Genomic DNA, 13847 nt, shown 5'->3' with positions numbered 1-13847 from the left:
GGCCGTAATCAACAACACCTCCGCGCAAGCGGAGGTGCTCCTCAGCATCAAGGGTATTTCCAAGAGCTTCGACAGCACCCTGGCGGTGGACGACGTGAGCCTGGACATCCACAAGGGCGAGATCTTCGCCCTGCTGGGTGGTTCCGGCTCTGGCAAGTCCACCCTGCTGCGCATGCTCGCGGGCTTTGAAACTCCGGATTCCGGTCGCATTGTGCTGGACGGCCAGGACATCACGGCCCTGCCCCCGTACCTGCGGCCCACCAACATGATGTTCCAGTCCTATGCCCTGTTCCCGCACATGACGGTGGAGCAGAACATTGCTATGGGCCTGAAGCAGGACAAGCTGCCGAAAAACGAAATTGCCGACCGCGTGGCCGCCATGCTCAAGCTGGTGAAGATGGAAGCCTACGGCAAGCGCCGGCCCCAGCAATTGTCTGGCGGCCAGCAGCAACGTGTGGCCCTGGCCCGCTCGCTGGCCAAGCGCCCGAAGCTGTTGTTGCTGGACGAGCCCATGGGCGCGCTGGACAAAAAACTGCGCACGGAAATGCAGCTGGAGCTGGTGGATATCCTGGAGAAAGTGGGCGTGACCTGCCTGATGGTGACCCACGACCAGGAAGAAGCCATGACCATGGCCAGCCGCATTGCCATCATGTCTTACGGCCGGATTGCCCAGGTGGGCTCGCCCATTGATATCTACGAGAGCCCGAACAGCCGGATGACGGCGGAGTTCATTGGCTCGGTGAATATCTTCGAGGCGAACATCCTGGAAGACAACTCCGACAGCATCTCGCTGACCAGCGACATGCTGGACGCACCGGTGTTTATCGACCGGGGTGTGACCACGCCGGCGGAAACCACAGAAACCCTGATCGCCCTGCGCCCGGAGAAGATCTACCTGACCACCGAGAAGCCCGAAGGCGACACCAACTGGAGCTGCGGCACGGTAGACAACATCGCCTACCTGGGCGACATCACGTCTTACTACGTGAAGCTGGCCAGTGGTAAGCGGGTTCAGGCCACCATGGCCAACGTGGAGCGCCGGGGCGAGCGGCCCACCTGGGGTGATCAGGTGTTCGTGTCCTGGGAAGCTTCCAGTCCCATTCTGCTCTGGAACTGACGCCATGACCAAGAAGCTTCTGGCAACCTCTCTGGCGGAGCGGGTGCGGGCGGTGGTATTTCACCGGCGGGTGGTGTTCGGTGTGCCCTTCGCCTGGTTGCTGCTGTTCTTCCTGCTGCCGTTTGCGCTGGTGCTGAAGATCAGCCTGACCTCGGCGGTCATGGCGATTCCGCCTTACGAGCCGGTGTTCCGGTGGATGGATAACACCCTGTCGGTGGTGGTGAACTTTGGCAATTACCTGTTCCTGGCCTCCGACAGCCTGTACATCGCTGCCTACTGGGGCTCGGTGAAAACTGCGTTCCTGGCCACCCTGTTCTGCCTGCTGATCGGCTACCCCATGGCCTACGCCATGGCCCGGGCGCCCAAGCACTGGCAACTGGTGTTCCTGCTGATGGTGATGCTGCCGTCCTGGACCTCGTTCCTGATCCGCGTGTACGCGTGGATGGGCATTCTCGGTAACCAGGGCCTGCTGAACACGTTCCTGATGTGGCTGGGGCTGATCAATGCGCCGCTGAAAATGCTGAACACCAACTTCGCGGTGATTCTGGGCATTGTCTACGCCTACCTGCCCTTCATGGTGCTGCCCATCTACACCAACCTGGTGAAGCTGGACGTGCGCCTGCTGGAAGCAGCGTCTGACCTTGGCTGCCGCAGCCTGACCACTTTCTGGGCGATCACCCTGCCGCTGTCCAAGGCGGGCATTCTGGCGGGCTCCATGCTGGTGTTCATTCCGGCGGTGGGCGAGTTTGTGATTCCGGAACTGCTGGGCGGGCCGGACACCCTGATGATCGGCAAGGTGCTGTGGGAAGAGTTCTTCAACAACCGCGACTGGCCGGTGGCCTCTTCGCTGGCGATTGTGATGCTGGCATTGCTGTTGATTCCGATTGTGCTGTTCCACCGCTTCCAGGCTCGGGAGATGGAAAAGAATGGTTAAGCTGAAAGCCCCCGGCTTCTCAAAATCCATGCTGGTGCTGGGCATGCTGTTCCTGTACCTGCCGATGGTGGTGTTGATCGTTTACTCGTTCAACGCCTCGCGGCTGGTCTCGGTGTGGGCCGGCTTTTCCACCAAGTGGTACGGCGCGCTGTTCGCTAATGAGCAGATTCTGTCTGCCGTGTGGATGAGCCTGCGCATCGCCTTCTATTCCGCCAGCATGGCGGTGTGCCTGGGTACCTTGTGTGCCTTTGTGATTACCCGGTTCAAGAAGATGCGCGGGCGTACGCTGCTGTCGAGCATGATCACGGCGCCGCTGGTGATGCCAGAGGTGATCACCGGTTTGTCGCTGTTGCTGCTGTTTGTGCAGATGGCGCAGCTGATTGGCTGGCCGGTGGACCGTGGCATGGCGACGATCTGGATTGCTCACACGACCTTCTGCAGTGCCTATGTGGCGGTGGTGGTGAGTGCGCGCTTGCGGGAGGTGGATTTGTCCATTGAGGAAGCGGCCATGGATCTGGGCTGTACGCCGCTGAAAACTTTCTTTGTAATCACGCTGCCGGTGATTGCGCCGGCGTTGGTGTCAGGCTGGTTGCTGGCGTTTACTTTGTCGCTGGATGATCTGGTGATTGCGAGCTTTGTGTCCGGGCCGGGGGCGACGACGTTGCCGATGGTTGTGTTCTCGTCTGTGCGGATGGGGGTGTCGCCGGAGATTAATGCGTTGGCTACTTTGATTATTGCGGCGGTTTCGGTGATTGCCTTCATCGCCTGGTTCTGGATGCGGCGGGCGGAGAAGCGGCGATTGCGGCCTCGGTGAGTGGCTGGCTCGGGGTCGGGCTTGGGCTCCTATCCGTTTGGTTGTGGGGGCGGGGTTATGCTTGGGTTCCTATCCGTTAAGTTGTGGGGGCGGGCTGGGAGGTGGGGTGTGTTTTTCTTCTGGAAAAAACAACTCGCTTCGCTCAGACATCTTTTTTCCTGCCAGAAAAACACACCCCACCTCCCGCCGGCTTAACTTTATGGGAACCTCTCCCCCTCTCCCACTGGCTTTACTTCGTTCGCCTCCATGGCTTGTGTGCGGTATAGGTTCTGCAGGTTAAGGCACATCTTCTGATTTGAGGATGTGAGTCAGGCCGTTGCATTCCACCATGGGGTCGTCGCAGTTCACTACGATGTCGGACTTTGCGATGACGTAGGCTTTGCCGGTTATGTTGTTTTTGACCACCTGGTATTTCCCTGCCTTTTCCACTTCGGTGAATTCTCCGATGAAGCCGGTTTCCCTCAGGGATATGGTTTCGAGTTTGTCGCCGGGTTTGATTTGGCCCTCGTGGTTCATTAACGCCAGTCTTGCTGAGGTTCCGGTGCCGGTGGTGCTTCGGCAGATGACGCCGGGGTGGACGTAGGTTGCTGAGCGTGAGCGGTAGTAGCCTTCGGCTATTTGTTCTACCGGGCCCATGAAGTGGAGGAACGGGAGGGGGCCTACGTCGCCCAGGGTGTAGTGGGAAAAGCCCCGTTCGGCCTGGATGGCTTCGACGATGGCGTGGGCGGTTTGGGCCAGCTGGCGTTCTTCGTCCAGGGTGAGGTCGAAGCCGAGGGATTTTGCGTCTACCAGGGCGTAGAAGCCGCCGCTGTAGGCGACGCTGTAGTTGACCTTGCCGATGCCGGGTACGTTGATGCTGGCGTTGTGGGTGTGGATGTAGCTGGGCAGGCCTTCGCAGGTGATGGCTTCTACTACGCCGTTGTGCACGGTGGCTTCTATGTTTACCAGGCCGGCTGGGGATTCGAGTTTGAAGTGTTGTTTGCCTTCCTGTTTCCGGACTATGCCGGTTTCCAGAACTGCCGTTGCCGTGCAGATGGTGTTGGAGCCGGAGTAGATGGGGTAGCCCATGACTTCCATGATGATGTAACCGGCGGCGGCTTCGGGGTTGGTGGCGGGTACCAGCAGGTCTACGGACATTTCGGGGATGCCGTAGGGTTCTTCCAGCAGCAACCGCCGCAGGCCGTCGGCGTCGTCGCGCAGGTATTCCATCTGGGCCCTTACCGTATCTCCCGGCAAGTCGATGATGCCGCCGGTGACGATTCGGCTGACGTCACCGCCGGCATGGGCATCCATCAATTGAATGGTGAGTTCAGGTTTCATCCGCCCGCCTCCACGGCGAAGGGTTGTCCGTGTTCCAGCCACTGAGCATCCGGGACAATGACGATCTTGCCCAGGTAGTTGCTGCCACGGTTCACGAAATACTCTTCGGCTTTGTGCAGGTCAGACAGCTTGAACGCGCCGTGCAGGACGGGTTTCAGCTGGCCATCGCGTATCCAGGTCATCAGCTGGTTTGCTTCTTCCCGGGTGCCGTGAGACACGCCGAAGATCTGCACCTGGTACAGGTAGATTCGGGTCCACAGGATTTCGCTGATGTTGCCGCCGCTGGCGCCGGCGATGCTCAGGCGCGGGTAGGTGCTGCGGGTGTTCATGTCGAAGATCATGGCGTCAATGAACTTGTCAGTCATTTCGCCGCCTACCAGGTCCATCACCGCATCCAGGGGTTTGCCGTCCGTTTCCTTCTTCACTCTGTCTACGAAGGAGTCCATGTTGCTGCGATCCAGCACCGCTTCGGCGCCAAGGTCGAGCAGTGCGTTCACTTTGTCTTGCTGGCTCAATGCGTAGGGAATGGCACCGATGATTCGGCAAAGCTGGATCAAGGCTGTGCCCACGCCACCGCTGGCACCGGTCACCAGCACCCGCTCGCCTGCCTGCACCCTGGCAGAGGTGAGCATGTGGTAGGCAGTCTGGTAGGAACACATGCCCATGGCTGCCAGCTCGGCATCCGCCAGTTCCGGATTCGGGATATGGTGAAACTGGTCAGACGGCAGGGCGACGTATTCGGCGTAGCCGCCATCGGCGCCATGGCCGTAATAGTCCGGTGTGAGATTGATGTCGGTGCGGTCGGTGGCGTAGATGTTGAAGTCCAGCAGGCCGCGCTCCCCGATACGTTGTTCGCTGACGCACTCACCCACGGCGACAACGCGGCCTACGATGTCGGCGCCTTGTATGCGCGGGAAGGTCAGCGTGGGTTTGCCGCCCATCTGGAATGAGGTCATTTCGCCCTTTTTGGTGGGGTACAGGCCTTCACGGGCTTTGCGGTCGGTGTTGTTCTTGGCGGTGGCGGTTACTTGGACCAGAATCTGGCCTGCTGCTGGTCTGGGCACCGGAACATCCTGGTATTCAAGCTTTTCCAGGCCGCCATGGCCGGTGAGGACCATGGCTTTCATGGTGGGCGGGATGAGGGGCATTGAATTCTTCCTGCTGTGGTGAATTCTTTGATGCACTGAGCATAGGAAAGATCTGGCTTTGTGTCAGGGGATTTGCCTTGGGTCCGTATCCGTTTGGTTTTGGGGGCAGGCTGGGAGGTGGGGGGGTGTTTTTCTTCTGGAAAAAATAACTCGCTTCGCTCAGACATCTTTTTTCCTGCCAGAAAAACACCCCCCCCACCTCCCGCCGGCAGAACCTTATTGGAGAGGAAGCTCAGTTCGTGATCGAGCGTTGTGTTTTAGACGGCTTATCGAGCAATTACTCTGTACACCGGACGCAGTCTCGGGATTTGTTTTAGGATCACCTGGATTACGGTCATCAGGGGGACGGCCAGCAGTACGCCTACCGGGCCCCAGAGCCAGCCCCAGAAGAAGATGGATACGAAGATGATGACGGGGTTGATGGCCATGCGGAATCCGTGGATCCAGGGTTCCAGGAAGAAGCCGACGATGGTGGTGAGCAGGATGAAGCTTAGCGGTGCCAGTGCCATCATCCAGACGGTGTCCAGGGTTAGTGCCGACACTAGCGCCAGTAGCGCGATGGTGAGCATGTTGCCGAGGTAGGGTATAAACCGGGCAAGGCCGGCGATCAGGCCCCATACGGCAGGGTCCGGCAGGCCGATGGCCCAGCAAGTGAGCCCGGTGATCAGCCCTACCGAGAGGTTGCTCAGGCCTAACACTGCCAGGTATTGGGCGATCTGGTGTTGGGAGTCGTGGGTAATTCTGAGCACGGTTTTGCGCTGAGATCTGGGAATTTGCCGCACGAAGTTGCGGATCAACCTGTCGCCGCTGACCAGCAGAAAGTAAGTCAGCGCCAACGCCAGCGCCAGGCCGGCCAGGCCGTTGCGGGCTTTTGTCATCAGCTGGCTGCGCCAGGAATCAGTCTGCAGCACCACGGTTGTCGGTTTTTCACTACCGTCCTCAGACGACAGACCCTCTACCGACTTCTCCACCTGTTCCGCAGAACGGGTGACTTTGTCCAGTTGCCGCATAATCTCACTATCGCCCACCAACAGGCGCGACAAACCTTGCGGGGCGCGCTCAGCCCATTCCAGCGCCGGTGCCGTTACAGCAACCCCCAAACCGACAATACCCGCCAGCACCACAAGCACCAGTACAAGCGAGCTCACCACCCGCGGAACATGCCATTTCAACCTGGCTTTTTTCACCAGGGGCGACAACAACAAGCTGGTGAGCACGGCGAGAATGATCGGCAGGACAATCTGGTGGGCCAGGTACAGGGTGTACAGAATACCCAGCGTGAACAGGCCGTAGATGGGAGTGGACAACTCAGCAAGCGCTGACGCTTTTTTGTCTTCCGGAGGAGCGGTCTGGTCGGGCTTCTGGTCTTCCATGTGCAAGTCTGGCCTGATGAGTGTTTACACAGAAGCCTGCGCTTCCGCAAAGACACCAGTGTAGCGTTTCGAACAAGTGGCTGCATTATCAGGGCATTACAAACGCCACGGCGCTGAACCATCAGCCACGCGGCTCGTATAGTTAACAAATGCCACCGGATAACCAGAACCTGCATGAACCCAAAATACGACACATTGTTCTACGACGGCAGCTGCCCGCTCTGCGCAAAGGAAATCCGCACCCTGCGCAGACTGCAGCGTGGGCAACTCATCTTCGCAGACATTCACGAGCAACCGGAAGGCAGCCCCCAACTGCCCTCCCATGAAGACCTCCTCCGCCGCCTGCATTTGATGACCTGGACCGGCGAATGGGTAACCGGGCTGCACGCCAACGTGCGGGCCTGGAGCCATGCGCCGTTTGGGTGGCTGTTCAAACCGCTGTTGTGGCCGGTGATCTATCCCATTGCCAGGCGGGTTTATGAGAGCTGGGCTGACCGGCGGTATGAGCGGAAGTATGTTTGTGCTTTGGGGGTAAAGAAAACGTAGGTCGGTAAAGGTACGATTCCTCGAATTTGGGAAATCAGTCACCCATTCTTTTTTTCTGGCAGGCGATAGCTGGTATTATCGCTGCCAACATGGATTGTAAACCGCTGCAAGGAGCACAAATGCGCAATCTGCTCTCACCGTCCGTTATCGTTGCTTTGTTCGCTGGTTGTACTTCGGTTACCAGTGAGAGGCTCAACAATGCTCAGATTGAAGCCATTCACGACCGCGTTGAAGAACGCCACCCAAACCTTTCTTCCTCTCAACAAACCGCAATTACAGAACTGGTTGTACGGGCTGTAGACAATATGGTTTTTGTGGAAGGTGGAAGCTTCATGATGGGGGAGTTTGGGGTGCCCTGTGAGCCTGGATCCACGGAACTCTGCAACGCCGATTTCTCGCCAGACAACGATTATGCCCACAAGGTAACCTTAGACGACTACTATCTGTCCAAGTTCGAAACTACGCTTAGTGACTTTGACTTGTATCGCGAAATTATGGGCAGAACGCCTTACGCACCAGAGTTAAGGGCGAGAGAGGATCGACAGCACTTGTTTCAGCTGGATCTCCCGGCATGGACAAAAACTTGGCAAGAAGCCAAGGACTATTGTGTCTGGCTGGGTGAACTGGCGAACAGACCGTTCAATCTACCCTCGGAAGCGCAATGGGAGTTCGCGGCCAGAAACCGTGGAAAGAACGTGCTCTATGCCACGAATAATGGTGAGTACACACCAGGGGTAAATACTCCGCCCGACGATGGTCCAGCTAAAATGCGCCCGGTCGACAGCTTTCCCCCCAACCCTCTAGGCATCCACAACCTGACGTCCAACAGTGCGGAGTGGACGCTAGACTGGTACTCCGAGACTTACTATCAAGAAAGTCCGGAAATGAACCCGACCGGTCCCTCAACCGGAGAGACAAAAGTTATTCGCTCAGGAGGTTACAGAACTGCCAGTCCCAATAAGACCACCATACTGAGGGACCATGTAAATCCTGTAGAAGAGCACTATTACGAATCTTTGGGTTTCCGTTGCGGTCAAACTCACACAAGATGACTTGTATGAGTTTGATTAAGCATATCTAAACGAGCTACCAGTCTATTGATTTTCTGGTTGATAGGTATTGGAGACCAAGCCAGTTTCAATGATTGCCTGGTCGGTTTTATAGCCAAATCTGAAAGAATCCAGTTTTGAAATTGCGACAACTGACTATCGGTGCTTCCATCATCCAGAATGGCAGTCAATTTTCTCAAACTATCCATGGGGTCGACTTTTTCACCACCCTCAGACATGTGCTCAAGCGTTTCGAAAAATTTTCGCCATGTCCGGATCTGCGAGACCAGAATAAGAAGGGCTGTTTCCTGTTTTTCTTCCCAGCTATCAATAAACGTCTCACACAGAGTCGACATCATCATACCCAGAGTTTCAGGGGGTAATTGATGATAAGGCAATCCATTAAACGCTAGGTCCTCAAGTTTTTCCTTACCTTTTGCCCCGTCTATGATGTTGTTGGCCAGCGATTCTGCAGCAACTTTTCTCTCCGATCTCGCCGCCCAAATGCGATTAAACACATAAGCCGGGCTACTCAACAGCTCAATCAAATCTGTGGCACTTTCAGAGAAGGAAAGGTAAAGCGATCGCGCCCATTGATGGAACAGCTCCGCTTGTATATTGGACAGGTATTGATAGTCCACTTCCGATAACACTTCAAAAATAGTCTTAGCGAGGTTCCACACCTTATCGGCGCCGATTTCACAGCCAAAAGAACCACTGGCGCCTGGCCCAAAGACTAATCGACCTTTACAGACAAAATAGATCTTATCCGCCAAGAAACGAAGCTCAAAATCAAACCCCGCGCCGGCTCCGACTGCGAGCGTCCCGCCGATAGAGATATTGAACAAGTCTTGCCAATCTGCGTTCTTTCGATATTGCTCCTCGGGATGAACCCAGCTGAACTTGCCTGCTATCGCACCTCCAGCTTCAGCACCGGCAAAAGCGTCACCCGTGACGGCCAATCCTGCATTCGGACTTGCTTCGACCTTTTTGTTTTCCGACAACAGAAACGAGGCCGCTCCGGAAGATAACCTCACATTGGCTTCACCACTGGCTCGACCACCAGCAAAACAATTCAGGGTAATGTCACCGGAAAAACGGAAAGCACCAAACGCCAGATCAGCTAACTCGCCGCTACGATTACGATACGTAAACCGACAATCCCACCCGGCTTCATTCGGGACAAACACCTCCGCCAGCTTTGCCTCGGCTTCAATCAATGCCAGTGACGCGCTGGCCTTGGTCCCGATATCGATTTCCCCTTCACTGAGGTTAAAAGCATTAACGCCGGCACTGGCTTGCATGGCGAAACGCATCAAGTGGGCCTCTGCGCTTACCTGGAAGTTATTCTCAATCGGACAATCGTGTTCGCCAACCGGCTTCCAGGTCAGTTTCGAGTGTTCCTCCCCCAACAAATAGAAATCATCACTGGCCTCAGCAAACTTCACCTCAATATTACCCAATGGGCTTTTTGCAGCGTCTGCTGCTATGCCATCGCGGATCTGGCCAAACAGTGCCTTTGCGGTGCCGGTTCGATCTCGCAGCATGTTGGATATTGACTTTGTTTTACGCACATAGCGAATAGACCCGTATTCGGTTACCAACCGCCGGTAAGCTTCACGGCGAATGTAATGCCAGCGACCAGGTCGACTGAAAACCATCACTTCGACGATTCCGATTTTCCGTTTGGTTCTTCGCTGGGAAACAAAGCCCCGCTCTTTACTGTTGCTGCGGGAAGTCAGAAATTCATTTGATGAGATGCCTGTTCCTTTTACACCGGTGGAGGCACTTCCTTTTTCCAGCTTCGTCACGAGTTTATTGCGCTCTTCCCGCAGCATCGCTAGTCGCTTTTCCTTTGCGGCACTCTCAATACTTTCTCGTTTCCCTGCATCCGGTCGGGCAAAGGTCAGGTAATAGTCCGGATCATAGTCGTTATACCATTGAATTTGTTCATCAATAGCGGCGATCTGTGACTGAATTGTTGACGCCTTGGTAACGTTTTCATCTTCACTCGCCTCAGGCTCAGGCTCAGGCTCAATTACCCCCATCTCTGCAGCTTTGTCCATCCAGCGGCGTTTAGGGCTTATTTCACCAGATTCAGGATCATGCACAGCGTCCTGAGCACTTTTGAATTCAGCCATCAGTGCGTCAACTTCATCAATTTCCTTCAGCAGAAAATCAGCCGCATTCTGCGGCAGTGCAACGCACCATTGGTCATCACCGGCTCCGGTAACATGTATGATTTCAGTGTAATCATCTGTGCACTCAGTACACGAGGCCTGCCCTTTCGCTTCACTACCAGTTGAACGGGGAGCTCTTAGAACATCAGTTTTTTGAGAACTCTGGCCCATTTCATTTGCCGGAATTATCAACTCCCAACCAACCTGGATATGGTCTTTGCTCGTGACTTTCGGGTTGACGGACTGAAGTCTTCTGACAGTTGTCTGATAGTGGTTGGCGATGGCCGAGAGTGTATCCCCGGCCTGAACTTTATGAGTTGTTTGCATGAGTTTTCTCCGACATGCTTTCCATAGCAATCAGGCGGTCTCTTGGCGAGAGATCGTCTCGGGATAACACTTCCTGATACGGTTCAGAATGATGAAAATCTGCACCCAAGCGGAGCGCCAACCTCAGCCAGCGCTCAAGAGAGTCAGCACTCAAAAAACCAGCTTTCTGGGCTTCTTCGAAGCAGTTAAACACCCATACTGCGGGTCGCTTCGTGTGGCCTAACGCCTCATCGTAATAAGTGGCATACCCGATTGCTTCACCCGCCAGCCAATACCGCTCCGAATTCTTGAGCTCTGTGGCGGACACCACTACCTGGCCGGAATCACACAGTGCATCAGCGGGTTGATTACACCCCGGGCTTTCACGCCAGACATGGCCGTCATGCCAGTACCATTGGTGCCCCACAGCGAGAAAGTTCTGGCGGCTTTGTTTGCTCAAAACACACAACAGCGGAGCAAACATACGCGGCTCATAGAACCTTAGTAATTGCTGCTTCGCCGGCAGAGACTCAAAGACCCAACGTGTCAGGTGCTGACGAAGTTCTTCCGCGGAATAGCCTGAGGTAATCAAGATACCCATAGAAGATGATTCCAGCTGCAATCGCAGCTGTGTGCGAAAACCAGGTGCATCTCTCAAGTCAATAAGAATGGGACCACTTGCCCAGTCAGGCTGCCAGCTTGTTCCCTCAAACAGACTCCACCATTCGATACGTTCACTCACCGTGCCAGAGTAGAGCTGTTCAAGGAGCGTCTCTTCGCTAGCCAAGTCCAGGATGGCAAAATCGTAGTTTTCCGGTGCAGTTGTTCTTGGGGCTATCAGCTCAAGTGTGCTGATGTAGTTTGCAGCGTCCATGCTCATCAAACTCGCAGTTGGTTACTGACAACGCTCCTTCACGAGCGGCTTGTTTAAGCAATGGGGCGCGAAGTTTTGCTCCAGACGCACTCAAGCGCTGAGAGGCCAATGCCAGCTCGGCATGCTCAACTTCCGGCGAGTCATGTTCAGCAACTAACGCTGGCTTGGCCGGAGTCTGCGTCCCAACTCCACTCCCACTCCCAGCCCCACCCCCGGAGTTCATCCGCACCAAAGGCCCAGACACCGTCACCCCACTCGGATCCACCTTCACAAAGCTGCCACCCGCTTTCAGCGTTACCTCGGCTCCGGCTTCAATCACTATTTTCATACCGGCCTTGTGGTGAATCTCCGTACCGGCTTCCACCAGCTGGTTCTTGCCCTGCTTGCTGTGGTGGCTTCCGTTAACGGTGAGGCTGTAGTCGGCGCCGATGCTTTCCCGTCGTTCGCCTTCGGTGGTGTGGTGGCTATTGCCTTTGGTGTGGCTGAAGCGGTTGTTTTCCACCGTCAGGTGGCTGTCGTTCTTGATGACTTCGGTGCGGTTGTGTTCGGTCAGCAGGTCCAGGTCTTTCTGGGCATGGACGTAGATTTGCTCCTGATCAGCTTCGTCTTCAAAGCGCAGTTCGTTGCTGCCTTCACCCTTGTGGGTTTTGGTTTTCAGGGTGGTTCTTGTTTTGTGTTCCGGCAGTGCGTACGGCGGCGTGTTGGTCGCGTGGTAGGTTCTTCCGGTGATGATGGGCTGGTCCGGGTCGCCGTCCAGGAAGCTGACAATCACTTCGTGGCCGATTCGTGGCAGGGCCATAAAGCCGTATTGGCCACCGGCCCAACCCTGGGCCACGCGTAACCAGGCGCTGCTGTGTTCATCATTTTTTGAGTAGCGGTCCCATGGAAACCGGACTTTGACGCGACCGTACTGGTCGCAGTGGATTTCTTCCCCTTCCGGGCCGGTGACGATGGCCATCTGGGGGCCGTCCATCACGGGCTTGTGGTTGCACACTGGCCGCCACGTTTTGTCGGCCGGGATGGCGGTGAAGTCGTTGTGGTAACTGGTGGGTTCGCTGCCACCTTCTTCTTCCAGGGCCTGGGGCTGTTTGCCGGTGTGGGTGATGGCGGTGAGTAGCCATTCCCGGTTCAGGTTTTGGCTGTCGTGTTCCTGCAGTTCTACCTTTGCACCGGGAGCGAAGTCCGGTCGGTTGCTTTTGCCCTTGGCAAGGGAGGCATCGTTTCTCAGGGCGTCCAGTCTGGCCTGGGTGAACGGCTGGCCGCTGGCGTCGGCTTTGTAGCGGCCGGGGTAGTCGTAGTGTTGATAATCTTCTCTGTGATTCACACCGCCAGCGCTGTGTTCGTGCATCAGGGCATAGGCCGGGTTCTTGAAGGTATAGTCCTTCATCGCCACGGAGGACACACGCACCCGCTCTTCATAGGCAAAGCTGAATACGCAGGCTTGTTGGGTGCTACCGCCGGCTTTGGTGTTGCAGGTCACAGGTTCCAGTTTCGGGGCATCGCCGTGGTGGTCGGCAATGATTAACGCTGGTTGCTCGTCGCCATCCACGGCGCCGTGCTGGTACCGATAGTGCCAGCCTTCTTCGGCGGCCAGCCTTTCCAGGAACTGCAGGTCGCTTTCCCGGTGCTGAACGCAGTATTCCCGTTCGGCCGGCGGGCGCTTAAGATCAAACACCGAATCCACAATGCCCCGCTCTTCCAGCAAGGTTCGCACAATGGCATCCGTGGCCTGGGCCTGAAAGATACGGCTGTTGTGCATCAGGCCCAGACGCCATAACGGCGGCTGGATGACCACTTCATAGCGGGTGCGGCGGTGGCCAGTGTTGCCACGCACGAACTCATTCACCACACCGGTGAAACGGCGCAGAGGTTGACCATCCTGCCAAACCACCAGGTCTACCGGTTGTTCCAATACATCGGCGGCGGCTACATCCGGGTCGGTACTGACCAGCTGCAAGCGACCATGAAACAAGGAAGACAGCTGTTCGGTCAGCGCAAAGCCAACTACCGAAAAGTGTTCAGAGGGGAATTCGCCTACACGGGCGGTGAACTGCAATCCGCTTGCCTGGGGCATGACTTCGGTCCCTGAAGTTTAAATGGTTATAACAAACTCATCCTGAGCAGCGCCGATTATAACCACCCGGCACGGCATTACAAACAACCCGGTCACAAACCGGCTTGGTCAA

At 56.1% G+C, this 13847-nt stretch carries 11 protein-coding genes; 5 read left to right on the top strand and 6 right to left on the bottom strand.

Annotated features, from left to right (window positions below; all coding sequences use genetic code 11):
* Nucleotides 1-7: 7 nt before the first annotated feature.
* From potA to AQ621_RS08025, 3 genes are read left to right on the top strand one after another with little or no spacing between them, the layout of a single operon-like run.
* Nucleotides 8-1117: a polyamine ABC transporter ATP-binding protein gene (potA, locus tag AQ621_RS08035; protein ID WP_413772291.1), complete on the top strand. Its 1110-nt coding sequence runs from the start codon at nucleotides 8-10 to the stop codon at nucleotides 1115-1117.
* A 4-nt stretch (nucleotides 1118-1121) separates the two neighbouring features.
* A complete protein-coding gene (locus AQ621_RS08030; RefSeq protein WP_058341033.1) occupies nucleotides 1122-2051 on the top strand; it encodes an ABC transporter permease subunit in 930 nt (309 codons plus the stop codon).
* The gene (locus AQ621_RS08025) at nucleotides 2044-2865 is read left to right on the top strand and encodes an ABC transporter permease subunit (RefSeq protein ID WP_058341032.1); all 822 of its coding nucleotides are present in this window, start codon (nucleotides 2044-2046) and stop codon (nucleotides 2863-2865) included. The genes AQ621_RS08030 and AQ621_RS08025 overlap by 8 nt, the downstream gene beginning before the upstream one ends.
* Nucleotides 2866-3141: 276 nt before the next feature.
* Here AQ621_RS08025 and AQ621_RS08020 read toward each other — a convergent pair whose 3' ends face one another.
* From AQ621_RS08020 to AQ621_RS08010, 3 genes are all read right to left on the bottom strand, one after another.
* On the bottom strand, nucleotides 3142-4185 hold the full coding sequence (locus AQ621_RS08020; protein WP_058341031.1) for a proline racemase family protein: 1044 nt from the start codon (nucleotides 4183-4185) through the stop codon (nucleotides 3142-3144).
* Nucleotides 4182-5333 (bottom strand): zinc-binding dehydrogenase, encoded by a 1152-nt coding sequence (locus AQ621_RS08015; protein ID WP_058341030.1) that lies wholly within the window; start codon nucleotides 5331-5333, stop codon nucleotides 4182-4184. Before AQ621_RS08015 ends, AQ621_RS08020 begins: the two co-directional genes overlap by 4 nt.
* Before the next feature lie 266 nt (nucleotides 5334-5599).
* Complete coding sequence (locus AQ621_RS08010; protein ID WP_058341029.1) at nucleotides 5600-6706, bottom strand: AI-2E family transporter; 1107 nt, start codon at nucleotides 6704-6706, stop codon at nucleotides 5600-5602.
* Nucleotides 6707-6880: 174 nt separating this feature from the next.
* Between AQ621_RS08010 and AQ621_RS08005 the strand changes: the two genes are divergently transcribed.
* Together AQ621_RS08005 and AQ621_RS08000 are read left to right on the top strand one after the other, a co-directional pair.
* On the top strand, nucleotides 6881-7252 hold the full coding sequence (locus AQ621_RS08005) for a thiol-disulfide oxidoreductase DCC family protein (RefSeq protein WP_058341028.1): 372 nt from the start codon (nucleotides 6881-6883) through the stop codon (nucleotides 7250-7252).
* A gap of 119 nt (nucleotides 7253-7371) precedes the next feature.
* Nucleotides 7372-8304, top strand: a complete 933-nt coding sequence (locus tag AQ621_RS08000) for a formylglycine-generating enzyme family protein (protein ID WP_058341027.1) — start codon at nucleotides 7372-7374, stop codon at nucleotides 8302-8304.
* Here AQ621_RS08000 and AQ621_RS07995 read toward each other — a convergent pair.
* The 3 genes from AQ621_RS07995 to AQ621_RS07985 are packed head-to-tail and all read right to left on the bottom strand — an operon-like array spanning nucleotide 8292 to nucleotide 13735.
* The gene (locus tag AQ621_RS07995) at nucleotides 8292-10808 is read right to left on the bottom strand and encodes a LysM peptidoglycan-binding domain-containing protein (protein WP_058341026.1); all 2517 of its coding nucleotides are present in this window, start codon (nucleotides 10806-10808) and stop codon (nucleotides 8292-8294) included. The two genes, AQ621_RS08000 and AQ621_RS07995, sit on opposite strands and share 13 nt — an antisense overlap.
* Nucleotides 10792-11661: a DUF4123 domain-containing protein gene (locus AQ621_RS07990; protein WP_158499526.1), complete on the bottom strand. Its 870-nt coding sequence runs from the start codon at nucleotides 11659-11661 to the stop codon at nucleotides 10792-10794. Before AQ621_RS07990 ends, AQ621_RS07995 begins: the two co-directional genes overlap by 17 nt.
* Nucleotides 11630-13735, bottom strand: coding sequence for a type VI secretion system Vgr family protein (locus tag AQ621_RS07985; RefSeq protein WP_058341024.1), 2106 nt, complete (start codon nucleotides 13733-13735; stop codon nucleotides 11630-11632). Before AQ621_RS07985 ends, AQ621_RS07990 begins: the two co-directional genes overlap by 32 nt.
* Nucleotides 13736-13847 lie beyond the last annotated feature (112 nt).

It is taken from the genome of Marinobacter sp. P4B1 (assembly GCF_001447135.1).
GTDB classification, from domain to species: domain Bacteria; phylum Pseudomonadota; class Gammaproteobacteria; order Pseudomonadales; family Oleiphilaceae; genus Marinobacter; species Marinobacter vinifirmus.
Note: the sequence above shows the minus strand (reverse complement) of the source record. Positions and strands in the feature narration are given on the sequence as shown.